The following is a 16,430-nucleotide window of genomic DNA, read 5'->3' as shown; positions in this document are numbered from 1 at the left end:
TGCTATTGGTTAAAGTTAAGAAAAAGTAAGAAGAAACCTATACGTAGATTTACGTATATTTCTATAAAAAAAGCACCTACATTTCTGTAAGTGCTTTTTAATATAATTATGTTTCAATATTTAATTTACAGCAGGTAAAAAGCTATAATTTTTACTATAATTAAGCATTTGCTCTGCAAATGTACTTGGTTGTGTTACTGTAATGGCTACAATTTCACCAGCATCATTAGTTTCTGGTACTAAAACTGGGTTTACAAAACCACTGTAAGGCGGCGAAGGAAATTGCTTATTGCGTTCTAAAACCTCTGCATGTAAGGCTTGGTCTACTTTTACACCATAACCTTCCACCAAGGCTTCTACGGCTTCAAAATCACCTTCGGATTTAATACGTTGTGTTTCTCTTAATAATTGACCAAAAAGCTGGTGTAACTTTTCGTAATCATTGATGTTAAAATATGTTTTTCCGTCTCTTGTAATTTTCTCAATAACGTTGTCTGCCTTTCCTTTTTCAAAAGCCCAAGCGGACACCCATTGTCTGTTTCGCATATGTGCCTCTTCAACATCGTCTCCAAGGTCTAAACGAATTAATTGTGTCATTAAACCGTTTCTTATATAACCATCGTAAGCTGCTTTTCCAACCTTTTTCCAGTCTTCAACTAAGCCTAATTCTTCTAATTTAGAATCGTATAAATAATATAAACCCACTAAATCTGCACGACCTTCTTCTAAGGTAGAGGCGTAATTTTTAAGTGTTTCTTTTGTTTCACCAACACCAGGATTCAATTGCCCTGAGGCATGCCCAATTACTTCGTGCAATGCTGTGTGTAATTTATCTGCAAGTTGTCCGTATTGTTCTTCAAGTTGCAACTCTTCTTCATCATTTACAAATTCTTTTAAACGACCAGAACCACCAGCATTATTATAAGCATGGATTATGTTGCCTAGTGAAACCGATTTACTTCCAACGGCAGCTCTAATCCAGTTTGCGTTTGGTAAATTAACACCAATTGGTGTACTTGGTGAGGCATCACCAGCTTCACCTGCAACGTTAACCACTTTATAAGTTACACCTACAACATTCTCTTTTTTGTGTTCAGTCATTAGCGGTGAATTATCTTCAAACCATTGTGCGTTTTCAGAAAGAACCGCCATTTTTTTAGACATATCAAAATCATTGACCTGTACAATTGTCTCATAAGAACCTCTATAGCCTAATGGGTCATTATACACTTCTATAAAGCTGTTAATGTAATCTATATTTCCTTCTGTAGCAGCTGTCCAAGCTACATTATAATCATCCCAAGTTTGTAAATCACCTGTTTTATAGTATTTAATTAATAAACCTAAGGCATCACCTTGTGCTTGGTTTTCTGCCACACCTTGCGCTTTTTCTAGCCATTTTACAACCTCATCAATGGCAGAACCATACAGTCCGCCAGATTTATATACACGTTCTTTTAAAACGCCATTTTCTTTTACTAATTGAGAATTTAATCCATATGACAAAGGTTTCTTTGGGTCTGGAGATTTTTTAGTTTTATAGAAGTCAGCAACGTCTTGGTTAGTAACATCCGGACCATAAAAATTAACGGCAGATTCTAGCACGTTATCTACGCCTTTGGCTTGATTAACTTTTTTAGAATCCTTGTTATTAAATAAAACCTCCAAAGCCTCACCTTCTAATGTTGTATTGGTCGCTGCTAATAATTCGCTTAAATACGCTTTTGAAAATTCTGGTATCAACTTAGCATTAGAATAATGATGATGAATTCCGTTACTAAACCAAACACGTTTTAAGTACGTTTCAAAATTTTTCCAATCCACTGTAGATTTGTCTCCATTAAATTCAGTGTAAACATTTTCTAAAGCTTTTCTAATCGTTAAATTATGTCGGTAGTTTTGATCCCACATTATATCTCTACCAGCTAAACCTGCTTGCGTTAAATAGTACACTAATTTCTGTTCTTTAAGTGTAAGATTTTCCCAACCCGGAATTTGATAACGCAGCACCTTAATATCTGCAAATTCTTCTACATTAAAACTGAATTCTGGTGCAACAGCTTCTTCTGATGTTACTTCATCGACTTCTGTTGGCGTCTGATCTTTACACCCCATAATTAATAGGGTAAAAAGTGTTATTTTAAAAAATGATTTGATACTCATATAATAGTTTTTATTTGAAACCAAAGATAAGGTTTATATCACATATCATAAAATGACTATCTTTGAGAAACACAAAATAATTCCCAAAAATGAAAGTCTTAAAATATATCCTTTTTATAGTACTCATCCTTGTCATAGGATTATCAATTTATGTTGCTGTACAACCCAACGAATATAAGTTTAGTAGAGCCCGAACAATTGAAGCTCCTGTAAGTGTAATTTATAATAAGGTTAATGATTTTAAACAATGGCCAGAATTTTCGCCATGGTTGGAGCAAGACAAAGAAGCTACGCTTACTTATTCTGATAATACCGTTGGAGAAGGTGCTAGTTATACCTGGAATGGAGAAATATTAGGAGAAGGCACAATGACAACTTTAAATACGGCTAATAATTCTTTAATTAACCAAAAAATTGAATTTATTAAACCATTTGAAGCTAATGCCGATATTGACTGGACTTTTGAACCATTAGAAAAAGAGACCAAAGTCACTTGGCACATGAAAGGCCAACTAGATTTTGTAACTAAATTATTCACGCTGTTTACAGGTTCTATTGAATCTAGTACAGGTCCAGACTTTGAAAGAGGATTATTTAAACTAGATAGTGTAGTACAAGCGGACATGAAAGTTTACAGTATAAAGACTGAAGGCACAACCCAACACAGTGGTGGTTACTATATTTATAATACTAAATCTTGTAAATTCGGTGATTTTAAAAAAAACATGACAGCCATGCTGCCTAAAGTTGGCGCCTATGCTATGACCCATAATGTAACTATGGCTGGACCTCCTTTTATTCTATATCACAAATGGGATGAAGAAAATGATGCCGTTATGTTTTCTACCTGTGTACCAACTACATCTAAGATTACAACTATTGATGAAAATATCTTAACAGGTCAATTAGAATCTTTCAGGGCTGTTAAAACCGTTTTAAAAGGTGATTATTCTAACTTAAAAGAAGCTTGGGAAACCACCATGAAATATATAGCTGATAATAATTTAACAATGGTTGAAGGTGGCTCTATGCTCGAAACCTACTTAACGGATCCTATGAGCGAATTAAATCCTGCAAAATGGGTGACTGAGATTTATGTAGAAGTTGAATAGGAAAGGCGTAAAGAAGTCTTGAATGTTGAATGTTGAATGTTGAATAAAATTAAAAAAAAGAATAGCAAATAGCAAAGACTGATGACCGAAGACTGATGACTGCTAACCGCTAACTGAAAACTGAAAACTGAAAACTGAAAACTGAAAACTGAAAACTGAAAACTGAAAACTAATTCTAAAAACGATAAACTAAAAGAACAAATTTGAAACAAATAATACTTGTATTTCTAGGTGGTGGATTTGGAAGTGCCTTACGTTTTATCATCGGAAAATGGCTTAATAATTCTGAAAACGGAATTCCCTATGGCACTTTTGCAGCTAATATTTTAGGCAGTTTACTTATTGGTATTTTTCTTGGCCTTGCAGCTAAAAACGAAACGCTTTCTCAGAGTCAGACCTTACTTTTAGCTACTGGTTTTTGTGGTGGATTTACAACCTTTTCAACTTTTGCTTACGAAAATCATGTGTTTTTAAAATCTGGCGATTTTATGAGTTTTGCTATTTATACCATTGCTAGTTTTGTAATTGGGTTCTTGGCTGTATTTTTGGGAATGTTTTTGGTGAAATAAGTTCTTCCTCGGAAAGGCGCTAAGACGCAAAGGAAAAATCATAATCTATAACTCAGTAACTTTAAAACTTTAAAACTAAAATTACTCCTTAACAAACATTTTCACGCCTGCTTTAATATCTGCATCAATATAATTTTCTCTAGGAACAATTGGGCAAGAATATTTCTCATTGTAAGCACAGTATGGATTATAAGCTGTATTAAAATCGAGTATTAAAGAATCACCTTCTGGGATTTTTAAATCAATGTAGCGTCCACCTCCATACGTAGATATTCCGTTAGTATTATCAATAAATGGTAGAAATAAATAATTCTCAAAACCTTCTTCGGTCATTAATTCTTTACCTTGATAAACATTAAGTTGAAACAATTTTCCGTTTATTTTAAAAGTTAACACTCCAAAAACACGTTCTAAAGAAATCCTATCTGTAGTGGTTTTCATATTAAACCATTCTGTATCTGGTGTTCGTTTTAGGGTTGCAGTTACTACTAAAGTAGAATCGAAAGTAAAGAAATCTAAGCCTTTAAAAGTCTTTCTATCTTTATTTTTTAAAGGGGATTTGGTAGCGTCTTTAAAGTCGGCATTCATTTTCATTTGCCACGCTGTGCCTTCCTTAATTGGTTGTTTGCCTTGGGAACAATTCAATGCAAACACCATCAAAAAAAGTAAATACCAATTCTTCATTTCAAATAATTTAGAATTCAAAAATACGATTTACAAAAATTTATTGTAGCTTTGAGTCAAGTAATTAAAGAAAAATAATGTTTCAAGTCATTAGATATACAAAACAAACCAAATCGAATTCTTCGGAAATCCTTCGGATGCATTATCTATTGTAGCTATACATATATACTATTTAACAATATTTAAAAGTCCGACAATAACGTCGGACTTTTTATTTTTATACCAACCACCAAATGAAAACATTATACAACAACTATATCAGTAACTTTAAAGGACTCTCCAAAGAAATTTGGTGGCTTGCATTAATCTCTCTCATCAATAGAGCTGGTACTATGGTGATTCCATTTTTGTCTAAATACCTAAAAGAGAGTTTAGAATTTTCAATATCAGATGCTGGTACCATTTTAATGTTTTTTGGTATTGGCTCTCTAATTGGCTCTTGGCTAGGTGGCAAATTAACCGATAAGATAGGCTTTTACAAAGTGATGTTTTACAGTTTACTTTTAACAGGTATTGGTTTTATTGTCTTACAATATATTACATCATTTTGGGGTTTATGCATTGGTATTTTAGTATTAATGAGTGTTGCTGACACGTTTAGGCCTGCTCTATTTGTATCACTTAAAACATACAGTAAACCAGAAAACCAAACGCGCTCTCTAACCTTGCTAAGATTAGCCATAAATTTAGGTATGGCATTTGGGCCAATGATTGCGGGATTTATAATTAGTCTGGATGGTTATTCTCTCTTATTTTGGATAGATGGTATTACTTGTATTTTAGCCATCTTATTATTTAAGTACTTGATAAATGAAACAGTTACAAATGTTACAGACGCAGAAAAAGCAATTAAAAAACAGAATAAAAATGCCGCAATAAAGGATAAATCGTTTTTAATCTTTTTTGTTATTAGCTTTTTAATAGCATTATCATTTTTTCAATTAATAACATCGATACCCATTTATCATTATGATGAATTCTGCTTAACAGAATTTCAAACAGGTGTAATTATGTTTATAAACGGTGCGCTTATTGTAATTTTTGAAATGCCTCTCATCGCCTTATTAGAAACCAAAAGCATTTCTCATGTAAAACTTATTTTAATTAGTGCAATCTTGTTTGCTCTTAGTTATTTTGTTTTATTATTTAATATTTGGGTTGGTATTCTTGTTGTAAATATCATCTTGTTAACCTTTGCAGAAATGATAGGATTTCCATATACTAATGCTTTTGCTTTAAACAGAGCAAAAAAAGGAAGCGAAGGCAGCTATATGGCATTATATACCATGACTTTTGCTTTAGCTTTTATTGTAGGGCCTAAAATAGGTATGGATATAATTGATAATTATGGCTACCGAATAAACTGGATAATTACGGGATCTTACAGCTTATTGGCTGTTATTCTATCTATTTGGTTGCAAAAACGTATTAAGAATAACTTATAATGAATTTAAATCAAATCACAATCTCATCATTAGATACGAGGACATCTGTAAGATTTTACAAGAAATTAGGACTAAAACTTATAGTTGATGCATTGCCAAGATATGCGCGTTTGGAATGTCCGGATGGAGATGCAACATTCTCAATTCATCACACAGAAGATTTAATTATTAACAAGGGCGTTACACTCTATTTTGAAGTTGAAAATCTTCCTAAAACGGTTTCAGACCTTCAACAAAAAGGTATTATTTTTAATTCTGAAATTTTAGAACAATCTTGGCTTTGGCACGAAGTGCATTTAAAAGATCCAGATGGTAACCCTATAATCATTTATCATGCAGGAAAAAACCGAAAAAATCCACCATGGAGAATCAATTAAAACTAAAAAATGAAAACTGAACATAAAGACGTAATAATTATAGGTGCAGGACCAATAGGTATTGCCTGTGCATTAGAATGTAAAAAACGTGGTTGGAATTATACCGTAATTGAAAAAGGTGCATTAACCAATTCTTTATACAATTACCCATTAAATATGACGTTTTTTTCTACTTCAGAAAAGCTAGAAATTGATGACATCCCGTTTATTAGCAATAACCCAAAGCCTACCAGAAGCGAAGCTTTAGAATATTATAGACGTGTTACCACCTCAAATCAATTGCATATTAACTTATTTGAAGAAGTACAATCTTTTGAGAAAACAGCTGATGGTTTTACGGTAATTTCAGATAAAAACAGCTACAATACAAAAAAGGTAATTATCGCCACTGGGTTTTATGACATCCCCAATTTATTAAACATACCAGGTGAAAATTTACCAAAGGTGCTACATTATTACAAAGAAGCGCATCCTTACACCTTGCAAAACATAGCTATTGTAGGTGCGAGTAATTCGTCTGTAGATGCTGCTTTAGAAATCTATAGAAAAGGTGGCCATGTTACCATGATTATTAGAAATGATACCATTGGCGAACGTGTAAAATATTGGGTAAGACCAGATATTATTAATAGAATTGAAGAAGGAAGTATAAAAGCCTATTTTAACTCCAATATTACTGAAATTAAACCAAATAAAATTATAGTAAAAACACCAAATGGCACAATAACGCTTCCTAATGATTTTGTAATTGCTTTAACAGGCTATAGACCAAATTTTAAATTTTTAGCTAAAGCTGGTATTGAATTATCTACAGACGGAAAACAAATTCCTATTTATAATTCTGAAACCATGGAATCCAATGTTGAAGGCATTTATTTAGCTGGTGTTATTTGTGGTGGATTAGAAACCCATAAATGGTTTATAGAAAATTCTAGAGTCCACGCTAAAACAATAGCTAATCATATAGAAAAAACTATTAATTAATCATTTTATTGGTTTTACCTCACTATACTTAACAACATGAGACAATACAATTTGAGTCTTTGTTTCACCAAAAATTATTAATTGGTCGATAAAGGTTTGAAGATGTCTTTGGTTTTTTAAAACCACTTCCATTACAATATTTTCATTACCAGTAATTCTATAACAGTTTACTACCTCATCATAAGTCTTCACCTTTTCTAAAAATGGTTTTAACATACCCATAAAGGCACTTAGCGTAATTAGTGCTTTAAACTGATAACCAACCTCTAAAGGCGACACAAACGTAGTGTATCCTTGAATAATTTCAGCATCTTCTAACTTCTTTATACGCTCAGAAACTGCTGGAGATGTAACACCAACACGTCTACCAATTTCTGCATTAGACATTCGTGCATTTTCCTGAAGACACTTTAAAATCTTCCAATTTAGCTCATCAATCATTATTTTAAATTAAAAACATATAAATAATATAATTATTAAAGTAAATATACAATTATACTTTAAATATTAAATAACGCTTCCAAAATTAGTGCTTAATTTCGTAAGTATTGCTATTGATGTTATGAGTTACAACTTACCTTCACATTTTTCTTATCTGCCTGTTTACCAAAAGGCTATAGATATTATTGTGCTTTCTCGGAGTATATCTACATATCTTGTTCAGGATTTATCTTACTTAAATGCTGATGGCTCAGAAGATCAAGATATTTATTTTACAGGAGACATTGTTCAGCAGTCATCTAATTTGGCACCACAAATTATTAATGCCGAACAAGAACGCTGTTCTCACAAAAAAAGTAAACATCTAGAAAGTTTAGACCGCTTAACTGCACGTTTATATAGAAATTGCAGACGGTTAGAAAAATCAAATAGTAATGGTAAAGATTATTTACCAATTCTTCGTGGTGAATTAAAAAAATTCAGAAAGTTGAAGCATCACTGGATGATGACGCTGTAACCTTAATTCCCTTTTATTAATTGTGCATTACTCATAAATGAATTCTGGTAATTCTTTATTTTAGAATTTAATTCATCTGCAATAATTATAAATTGACATTTAGTAAGACTTTCAGATAATCGTAAGATATGATTGTAGCCATTATTTTTTGCTAAAAAATCAGCATCTTCAATAGCAAAAATTTGCAATTGACCTAAATGTATACCGTTTAAAAAATAAAGCTTACTTAACCTAGCAGGTGTTGCGATAACTATATCTTGGCCAAAATACACTTCTGTTTTCTGTTTTTCTATATCGTAACCATCATATAGCGCATAAATCCTTAAATCTGTATTTCTAGTAAATTTTTCAAATTCTCCTTTTAAAGACAACACAGCATCTTTATCTTTTACAACAATAATTGCTCTCGGAGAATCCTCAAAGGCTGCGGCTTTTAATTTATGAATCGTTGCTATAATCAATGAAGTAGTTTTTCCTTTTCCTTTTGGTGCAATGACATACGCATCTGAGCCACCTTTTAAAACAGGTAATACTTTTTTCTGAAAAGGATTTGAAGTCTCAAAACCTGCGTTTTCTAAAGATTCTTTTAATAAAGGATGTAGTTTTTTGAAAGACATGGTACTGATTATAAAAATAGCCTGATTAATAATTTAAGCTTGAAGCACCAAAGATACTATTAATGACAAACTTTACAGTCTGCTTTATCTTGTATTTCACCAACCAAATGCCCATCTTCGTTCATTTTAAAACCGCAACAATCCATAAAACCTTGTGCTATTTGTTTTCTGGCACGTTGAATTTGTGATTTTACAGTTGGTAAGGCTAATTTTAATTGGTTAGCAATCTCTTGTTGTTTTAAGCCTTTAATATCAGATAAAAACAAAGGATCTCTATATTTTTTTGGCAAGCTTTTTATGATGCCTCTTAAGCAATCTTGCTCTGAATGTTCTTTTGGTTCTGGATCTGCTTCTAGTTCTAAATCTTCCACTGCAAGTTCTTGTTTACTTTCTCTAAAGTAATCTAAAATGGTATATCTAGCGATTGAAAACAACCATAATTTCAGTTTGTCTTCATCTTTTAATGTATGCAGCTTAGTATGAACTTTTATAAAAGTTTCCTGAAGAATATCTTCTGTTATTGATGCATTCTTCACCTTACTTAAAATAAAGTGCTTTACATCTTCTGCATAAATTCCCCAAACCTCTTTTGTAGTCATATTCTAATTTAATTAAAATTAGTTCGGACACAAAATCTCATATCCGAACTAACACTAATTTAACAATTACAATTGGAACATGTGCAGTGCTCACATGTACAATTGTTACAATTTCCTTTTGAGCAACCTTCGCAATTGCAGTTACATTCTATATTTTTCATGATATATGATTTTTATGTTCATATAATAGACGAGAAAGTTTCAAAAAAGATGCAAAAGCATATAATTATTTTTCAAAAATGACTTATTTCACAACAATAGTGGCTTCATGCAAAATAGGAAAATTACAAGAATTAGCTATAAAACAGAGCTCATTGGCTTTTGTATGAAGACCCAATGCTAAAGCCTTCTGGTTCTCATTTTTTATTGTTACCACTGGTTTTAATCTTACGGTTTTAAAACTTCCACTTCCCGAAGCTATAACTTCTAAATCCCCTTCTGCATCATCGCTGTAACTTAAAACTTCAATGTTATGTTGTGAACATACATATAAATAAGACATCATGTGGCAAGAAGCTATAGCAGACAATAATAAATCTTCAGGATTGTATAATGTTTCATCGCCTCTAAATGGTTTTGCAGCAGATACCGTTAAACCCGAAACTTTATTTGCTATAGTAACATTATGATTTCTGCTAAAAGTACGAGGATTAGTGGTGCTTTCTCCTTCGTTAATTTCCCAATTGACTTTTGCTTTAAATGTGTGTTTAATAGACATATATTTTATATTGAAATTATAAAAAGTGGTTCTAAAGATACTTAGGCTGCGCTCAGCATAAGGGATTCACGCACTTTTTTGCGAAAAGGCAAAAAGTGGTTCTATTAGATCCCGAAATCATTTCGGGATAAGTGATTCGCACGCTTTTCATGAAAAATGAAAAGCGGCTCTCTACTTACATGTTTCGGCGATACTGTCCTCCAACTTCAAATAACGAAGCCGTGATTTCACCTAAACTACACACTTTACAAACCTCCATTAAAGCTTCAAAAATATTCTCGTTATTAATGGCTTTTTGCTGTAAATCTTTTAGCATGGCTTTAGTATCATTAGCTTTGTGCAAATTATCTAAAGTTTTTATCTGGAACTGTTTTTCTTCTTCCGTTGCTCTAATCACTTCCGCAGGAATTACCGTTGGCGAACCTTTAGAACTTAAAAATGTATTTACGCCAACAATTGGGAATTTTCCGTTATGCTTCAAGGTCTCGTAATACAAACTCTCTTCCTGAATTTTACTACGTTGGTACATGGTTTCCATAGCGCCTAAAACACCACCTCGTTCTGTAATTCTATCAAATTCTTGTAATACTGCTTCTTCTACTAAATCGGTTAATTCTTCAATAATAAAAGACCCTTGTATTGGGTTTTCGTTTTTATTTAATCCTAATTCTTTATTGATAATTAACTGAATGGCCATTGCACGTCTCACCGATTCTTCGGTTGGTGTTGTTATTGCTTCATCATATGCATTAGTATGTAAAGAGTTACAGTTATCGTAAATAGCATATAAAGCTTGAAGCGTTGTACGTATATCATTAAAGTCTATTTCTTGAGCGTGTAAGCTTCGTCCAGAGGTTTGAATATGGTATTTAAGCATTTGTGCTCTTGCATTGGCTCCATATTTATGCTTCATGGCTTTTGCCCAAATTTTTCTTGCTACACGACCAATTACTGCATATTCTGGATCAATTCCATTTGAGAAAAAGAACGAAAGGTTTGGCCCAAATTTATTGATGTCCATACCACGACTTAAATAATATTCCACATAAGTAAAACCGTTAGATAACGTCAATGCTAATTGTGTAATTGGATTTGCTCCTGCTTCTGCAATGTGGTATCCAGAAATAGAAACCGAATAGAAATTACGCACATTATTCTCTATAAAATACTCTTGTACGTCTCCCATTAAACGCAAAGCAAATTCGGTAGAAAAAATACAAGTGTTTTGTGCTTGATCTTCTTTTAAAATATCTGCTTGAACCGTTCCTCTTACTTGCGCAATGGTATTCTTTTTGATCTCTGCATACACATCTGATGGCAATACTTGGTCTCCCGTAACACCTAATAACATTAAGCCTAAACCATTGTTTCCTTCTGGTAAATCGCCATTATAAGCAGGACGTTCTTTGTCTTTATAAAGTTTTTCAATTTTTGCTTCAACCTCTTTTTCTAGACCATTTTCTTTGATGTATAATTCACATTGTTGATCTATGGCAGCATTCATAAAGAAACCTAACAACATTGGTGCTGGTCCATTAATAGTCATACTTACCGACGTCATAGCATTGGCTAAATCGAAGCCAGAATATAGTTTTTTAGCATCGTCTAAACAGCAAATACTTACACCTGCATTACCTATTTTACCGTAGATATCTGGTCGTAAATCTGGATCGTTTCCGTAAAGTGTTACACTATCAAAAGCGGTAGATAAACGTTTTGCTGGCAACCCTGCACTTACATAATGAAAACGTCTGTTAGTACGTTCTGGTCCACCTTCGCCAGCAAACATACGTGCTGGATCTTCTCCTGTACGTTTAAATGGATATAATCCTGAAGTATATGGAAATTCTCCTGGCACATTTTCTTGTAACGACCAGCGTAATAAATCGCCCCAAGCTTGGTATTTTGGTAAAGCTACTCTTGGAATTTGTAAGTGAGACAACGACTCAGAATGTGTTTCAATTTTAATCTCTTTATCTCTTACTTTAAATGTATAAATCGGGTTTTTATATTTGTTTACCTTTTCATCCCAACCTGTAATAATTTCCCAATTGTATGGATCTAAGTTTAATTTTACACGATCGAATTCTGCAAATAACAATTTTAAAAAGTCCTTATTGTCATCCTGAACTTGATTCAGGATCTCATCACTATTAATACCAAATTTACTCAGATGTGATTTCTCACTTTCTTTCGAAATGACCGCTACTGAACAAATGGTTTTGTAAATTCCGTATAATTTTTGAGCCACCTCGACTTGGGAGTTAGCTATTTTATCATAAGTACGATTATTTTCCGCAATTTCAGATAAATAACGTGTTCTATTTGGTGGTATCACAAAAATCTTCTCGCTCATTTCTTTAGAAATCTCGAATGTAGATTTTAAGTCAGAATTTGCTTTTTCAACCAACTTATCCATAATGGCTTTGTAAAGCGTATTCATTCCAGGATCGTTAAATTGTGATGCGATTGTTCCGTAAACAGGTAATTCTTCTTGAGGTGTATCCCAAAGATTATTGTTACGCATGTATTGTTTTTTTACATCACGTAAAGCATCTAAAGAACCTCGTTTATCAAATTTATTGATGGCTACTAAATCTGCAAAATCTAGCATATCAATTTTCTCTAATTGAGTTGCAGCACCAAATTCTGGTGTCATTACATAAAGAGAAACATCAGAATGCTCAATAATTTCGGTATCTGACTGTCCGATTCCGGATGTTTCTAAAATGATTAAATCGTATTCGGCAGCTTTTAAAATCTGAACGGCTTCATTTACGTGTTTAGATAAGGCTAAGTTAGATTGACGCGTCGCCAAACTACGCATGTACACTCTGGGAGAATTAATAGCATTCATACGAATTCTATCTCCTAAAAGTGCACCACCAGTTTTACGTTTAGATGGATCTACTGAAATTAAGCCAATTGTTTTTTCTGGAAAATCGTTAAGAAAACGTCTCACTAGCTCATCAACTAAAGAAGATTTACCTGCCCCACCTGTACCTGTAATACCCAGAACTGGAGTCCCTTCTAACTTCTCCAAAGAGGAAGTGTTCTTACTCAAACTTGAAAATAATGTTTCAAACTCGCCATGTTTATTTTCTGCAAATGATATGAGTCTAGCGATTGTATTGACATCTTTATCTTTTAAGCTTTGCTTAATTTCCTTTCCTTTGGGAAGGATTAAAGATGGGCTTTCAAAGTCTGATTGCTGTACTAAATCATTAATCATGCCTTGTAAACCAAGTGCTCTTCCATCATCTGGTGAATAGATTCTGGTAATCCCATAATCCATTAATTCTTTAATTTCTTCAGGAAGAATGACACCGCCTCCACCTCCAAAGATTTTAATGTGACCAGCTCCTTTTTCTTTGAGCAAATCGTACATATACTTAAAATATTCATTATGTCCACCTTGATAAGACGTTAAGGCAATGGCATTAGCATCTTCTTGAATAGCTGTATTTACTACTTCTTCTACACTTCTATCATGACCCAAATGAATCACTTCTACTCCTGTAGATTGTATAATACGTCTCATAATATTTATAGCCGCATCGTGTCCATCAAAGAGCGATGCTGCGGTTACTATACGTACTTTATATTTTGGCTTATATGGTGTAATTTGTTTCATTCGTAAAAATATAGCTGTTTTATGGGTCAAATTTAAGGAATATTCAAAAAATTAAAGCATCAATTAAAAAATATCTAAAATGACAGGAAAATTAAAATAACTTTCATTTTTAATTACTTTTAACAATTCATATTTAAGACTAAATATATGCAAAAAATCACATTACTAATTCACTGTGAAGACCAACCGAATATTATTGCTTCAGTCACTTGCTTTATGGCTGAAAACAGTGGTAATATTGTATATATAGACCAACATGTAGATAGAGAACAGAATATCTTTTTTATGCGTTTGGAATGTGAATTTACTTCAGATTCATTTTCACTAGAAGATTTCAAAATCCTATTTAATTCCACATTAGCACAACAGTTTAAGCTTGATTGGAAAATTTTTGCAGCCGAAAGAAAACCTAAAATGGCCTTATTTATTTCTAAATATGATCATTGTTTATATGATATTTTAGGACGTTATAATTCTGGCGAGTTACATCTTGAAATTCCTTTTATATTAAGTAATCACCTCGATTTAAAACCTATTGCAGACAGTTTTAATATACCTTTTTACCATATACCTGTAACTAAGGCAACAAAACAACAGGCTGAGCAAGAGCAACTAAAACTTTTAGAAGCTCACCATATTGACTTTATAGTTTTGGCAAGATACATGCAGATTGTTTCTAAAACTGTAATAGATAAATATCCTAATAGAATAATTAACATTCACCATTCTTTTTTACCCGCTTTTGTTGGCGCCAAACCTTATCATTCTGCTTATAAACGCGGTGTAAAAATTATTGGAGCAACGAGTCATTACATTACTGAAGAGTTAGATGCTGGACCAATAATTGAGCAAGATGTTGCACATGTCTCACACACACATTCTATAAAAGATTTAATTGCTAAAGGACGCGACCTAGAAAAAATAGTTTTGTCTAATGCTATAAAACTTCATGCTAACCGAAAAGTAATGGTTTACAATAATAAAACAGTTATTTTTTCTTAACCTACCTTCATTTGAATTGAATTAGTTTAATTTTCAAAAAATTAATATTTATATTTTTGTTTATTTTTGTGTTAAAAAATTAAGTAATTTTTATATATTTACTACCTATTTTTAAATATTCTTATTTTTTATATTAAAATTTAATTTATTTCACTATTAACCATCTACCTAACTTAAAGTTAATGTGACCCTTTTTAGATTCTCGTATCTAATACAATGCAAGGGAGTTAATTCACTTGTTAAACAAAATGTAAACTATTAACTATTTTAATTATTTTATTCATGAAACAAAAGCTATTATTATTCGTTTGCTTTATCGCCGGAATCGGATTTTCACAAGCACAGGGTTTACCAACAAACCCAGAACCAGGTAAATGTTACGTAAAGTGTATTACTAAAGACTCTTTTAAAGAAGTTGAAGAAACAATACAAACGTATCCTGCTTACACAACTCTACAAGTAGTACCTGCAACTTACAAAACTATTGAAGAAAGCGTTTTAGTAAAGGAAGCAACTAAAAAGTTTGTTTATGTACCAGCTACTTACGAAACTATTGAAGTACCTTACGTAAACCAAGAAAGCCGCACAGATTTAAAAGTGATACCTGCTAGCTTTGGTAACGATTCTAGAACTTTTGAAGTATACCCTCAAACATCTGGATGGGAATACAAAGTATTAGAAGATTGTCCTTCTGTAAACAAAGATGATTGTGTTGCTGCATGTTATGTACAGTATCCTGCACAAAATAAAGATGTAAGTTTTACAACATTAACTACTGATGCAAGCACTACCGCTGTTCCTGTACCAGAATCTACAACAACTTACAAAAAACGTGTTATTAAAACTCCTGCTAGAATGGATGAGATTGTAATTCCTGCAGAATACAAAACTATCAAAAGAAGAGTTATTGATACACCAGCATCTACAACTACAACTACAATTGCAGCACAGTACCAAACTGTTACTAGAACTGTATTAGATAAAAAAGGTGGTATTACTACTTGGGAAGAAGTTGATTGTGAGTTATTAGATCCTAATGTATTACCAGTTTTTTACGAATTAGGCAGTGCTAGATTAACACCTGCTTCTAAAAAGACAATTGATGACACTTTATTACCAATCTTAACTGACTCTAACGTTAGCATTGAAATTATGTCACATACAGATTCTAGAGGTAACGATGACTTTAACCAGTCTTTATCTCAACAAAGAGCAAACTCTGTAGTAAACTACTTAGTATCTAAAGGAATCTCAAGAAGCAGATTATCTGCAAAAGGATATGGTGAAACTAGATTAACAAACAGATGCTCTAATGGTTCTGATTGTTCTGAAGCACAACACCAAAGAAACAGACGTACTGAGTTTAGAGTTTTAAGTAACTAAGATTTAGACGTTAGTCTCAAAATTATAAAAGCTCCTTTAACAAGGAGCTTTTTTTATTACTTTATATTTAAGCTAATAGACGCATCTTTTAATAGTTAACCCATTATTATAGATTAGCTAAAACCTAAACTTTAATTACCAAATAAAATTTAGCAAAACACACCCTTAATTATTATTTAAACCGC

The 16,430-nt window shown here is 32.5% G+C and carries 15 protein-coding genes; 8 read left to right on the top strand and 7 right to left on the bottom strand.

What is annotated here, in order from left to right:
• Nucleotides 1-120: 120 nt before the first annotated feature.
• On the bottom strand, nt 121-2,115 hold the full coding sequence (locus GN138_RS06475) for a dipeptidyl-peptidase 3 family protein (RefSeq protein ID WP_394366117.1): 1,995 nt from the start codon (nt 2,113-2,115) through the stop codon (nt 121-123).
• Nucleotides 2,116-2,252: 137 nt separating this feature from the next.
• Between GN138_RS06475 and GN138_RS06470 the strand changes: the two genes are divergently transcribed.
• Nucleotides 2,253-3,275 (top strand): SRPBCC family protein, encoded by a 1,023-nt coding sequence (locus GN138_RS06470; protein WP_157362978.1) that lies wholly within the window; start codon nt 2,253-2,255, stop codon nt 3,273-3,275.
• 203 nt (nt 3,276-3,478) lie between these two features.
• A complete protein-coding gene (gene crcB, locus GN138_RS06465) occupies nt 3,479-3,844 on the top strand; it encodes a fluoride efflux transporter CrcB (protein WP_157362977.1) in 366 nt (121 codons plus the stop codon).
• 81 nt (nt 3,845-3,925) lie between these two features.
• Here crcB and GN138_RS06460 read toward each other — a convergent pair whose 3' ends face one another.
• Nucleotides 3,926-4,528: a DUF1684 domain-containing protein gene (locus GN138_RS06460; RefSeq protein WP_157362976.1), complete on the bottom strand. Its 603-nt coding sequence runs from the start codon at nt 4,526-4,528 to the stop codon at nt 3,926-3,928.
• A 233-nt stretch (nt 4,529-4,761) separates the two neighbouring features.
• Here GN138_RS06460 and GN138_RS06455 point away from each other — a divergent pair, with 233 nt between their 5' ends.
• From GN138_RS06455 to GN138_RS06445, 3 genes are read left to right on the top strand one after another with little or no spacing between them, the layout of a single operon-like run.
• Complete coding sequence (locus GN138_RS06455; RefSeq protein ID WP_157362975.1) at nt 4,762-5,973, top strand: MDR family MFS transporter; 1,212 nt, start codon at nt 4,762-4,764, stop codon at nt 5,971-5,973.
• A complete protein-coding gene (locus GN138_RS06450) occupies nt 5,973-6,350 on the top strand; it encodes a VOC family protein (RefSeq protein ID WP_157362974.1) in 378 nt (125 codons plus the stop codon). Before GN138_RS06455 ends, GN138_RS06450 begins: the two co-directional genes overlap by 1 nt.
• Nucleotides 6,351-6,359: 9 nt before the next feature.
• A complete protein-coding gene (locus GN138_RS06445) occupies nt 6,360-7,334 on the top strand; it encodes a YpdA family putative bacillithiol disulfide reductase (protein WP_157362973.1) in 975 nt (324 codons plus the stop codon).
• On the opposite strand, the gene GN138_RS06440 is transcribed toward GN138_RS06445, so the two are convergent.
• Nucleotides 7,335-7,778: an Lrp/AsnC family transcriptional regulator gene (locus GN138_RS06440; protein WP_317162720.1), complete on the bottom strand. Its 444-nt coding sequence runs from the start codon at nt 7,776-7,778 to the stop codon at nt 7,335-7,337.
• An 85-nt stretch (nt 7,779-7,863) separates the two neighbouring features.
• Between GN138_RS06440 and GN138_RS06435 the strand changes: the two genes are divergently transcribed.
• Nucleotides 7,864-8,292: a hypothetical protein gene (locus GN138_RS06435; RefSeq protein ID WP_317162710.1), complete on the top strand. Its 429-nt coding sequence runs from the start codon at nt 7,864-7,866 to the stop codon at nt 8,290-8,292.
• Nucleotides 8,293-8,294: 2 nt separating this feature from the next.
• Here GN138_RS06435 and GN138_RS06430 read toward each other — a convergent pair whose 3' ends face one another.
• The 4 genes from GN138_RS06430 to GN138_RS06415 all read right to left on the bottom strand — a co-directional run bounded on the left by GN138_RS06430 (nt 8,295) and on the right by GN138_RS06415 (nt 13,860).
• The gene (locus GN138_RS06430) at nt 8,295-8,909 is read right to left on the bottom strand and encodes a DEAD/DEAH box helicase (RefSeq protein WP_157362971.1); all 615 of its coding nucleotides are present in this window, start codon (nt 8,907-8,909) and stop codon (nt 8,295-8,297) included.
• 59 nt (nt 8,910-8,968) lie between these two features.
• Nucleotides 8,969-9,508: a sigma-70 family RNA polymerase sigma factor gene (locus GN138_RS06425; protein WP_157362970.1), complete on the bottom strand. Its 540-nt coding sequence runs from the start codon at nt 9,506-9,508 to the stop codon at nt 8,969-8,971.
• A 244-nt stretch (nt 9,509-9,752) separates the two neighbouring features.
• Entirely contained in the window at nt 9,753-10,226 is a 474-nt protein-coding gene (locus GN138_RS06420; RefSeq protein ID WP_157362969.1) for an OsmC family protein, read from the bottom strand.
• 175 nt (nt 10,227-10,401) lie between these two features.
• Entirely contained in the window at nt 10,402-13,860 is a 3,459-nt protein-coding gene (locus tag GN138_RS06415) for a methylmalonyl-CoA mutase family protein (protein WP_157362968.1), read from the bottom strand.
• Nucleotides 13,861-14,007: 147 nt separating this feature from the next.
• Between GN138_RS06415 and purU the strand changes: the two genes are divergently transcribed.
• Together purU and GN138_RS06405 are read left to right on the top strand one after the other, a co-directional pair.
• On the top strand, nt 14,008-14,862 hold the full coding sequence (gene purU / locus GN138_RS06410) for a formyltetrahydrofolate deformylase (RefSeq protein ID WP_157362967.1): 855 nt from the start codon (nt 14,008-14,010) through the stop codon (nt 14,860-14,862).
• A 282-nt stretch (nt 14,863-15,144) separates the two neighbouring features.
• Entirely contained in the window at nt 15,145-16,245 is a 1,101-nt protein-coding gene (locus GN138_RS06405) for an OmpA family protein (RefSeq protein WP_157362966.1), read from the top strand.
• Nucleotides 16,246-16,430 lie beyond the last annotated feature (185 nt).

The organism is Winogradskyella endarachnes, from assembly GCF_009741275.1.
Taxonomy (GTDB): Bacteria; Bacteroidota; Bacteroidia; order Flavobacteriales; family Flavobacteriaceae; genus Winogradskyella; species Winogradskyella endarachnes.
The sequence above is the reverse complement of the archived record's forward strand: the minus strand, read 5'-3'. Positions and strand labels throughout refer to the sequence as shown.

Excerpts from the sequence above, each read along its gene's own strand:
- GN138_RS06475 (WP_394366117.1), bottom strand. The coding sequence starts at position 2,115 with ATGGGGTGTAAAGATCAGACGCCAACAGAAGTCGATGAAGTAACATCA.
- GN138_RS06470 (WP_157362978.1), top strand. The coding sequence starts at position 2,253 with ATGAAAGTCTTAAAATATATCCTTTTTATAGTACTCATCCTTGTCATA.
- GN138_RS06460 (WP_157362976.1), bottom strand. The coding sequence starts at position 4,528 with ATGAAGAATTGGTATTTACTTTTTTTGATGGTGTTTGCATTGAATTGT.
- GN138_RS06455 (WP_157362975.1), top strand. The coding sequence starts at position 4,762 with ATGAAAACATTATACAACAACTATATCAGTAACTTTAAAGGACTCTCC.
- GN138_RS06450 (WP_157362974.1), top strand. The coding sequence starts at position 5,973 with ATGAATTTAAATCAAATCACAATCTCATCATTAGATACGAGGACATCT.
- GN138_RS06445 (WP_157362973.1), top strand. The coding sequence starts at position 6,360 with ATGAAAACTGAACATAAAGACGTAATAATTATAGGTGCAGGACCAATA.
- GN138_RS06430 (WP_157362971.1), bottom strand. The coding sequence starts at position 8,909 with ATGTCTTTCAAAAAACTACATCCTTTATTAAAAGAATCTTTAGAAAAC.
- GN138_RS06425 (WP_157362970.1), bottom strand. The coding sequence starts at position 9,508 with ATGACTACAAAAGAGGTTTGGGGAATTTATGCAGAAGATGTAAAGCAC.
- GN138_RS06420 (WP_157362969.1), bottom strand. The coding sequence starts at position 10,226 with ATGTCTATTAAACACACATTTAAAGCAAAAGTCAATTGGGAAATTAAC.
- GN138_RS06415 (WP_157362968.1), bottom strand. The coding sequence starts at position 13,860 with ATGAAACAAATTACACCATATAAGCCAAAATATAAAGTACGTATAGTA.
- purU (WP_157362967.1), top strand. The coding sequence starts at position 14,008 with ATGCAAAAAATCACATTACTAATTCACTGTGAAGACCAACCGAATATT.
- GN138_RS06405 (WP_157362966.1), top strand. The coding sequence starts at position 15,145 with ATGAAACAAAAGCTATTATTATTCGTTTGCTTTATCGCCGGAATCGGA.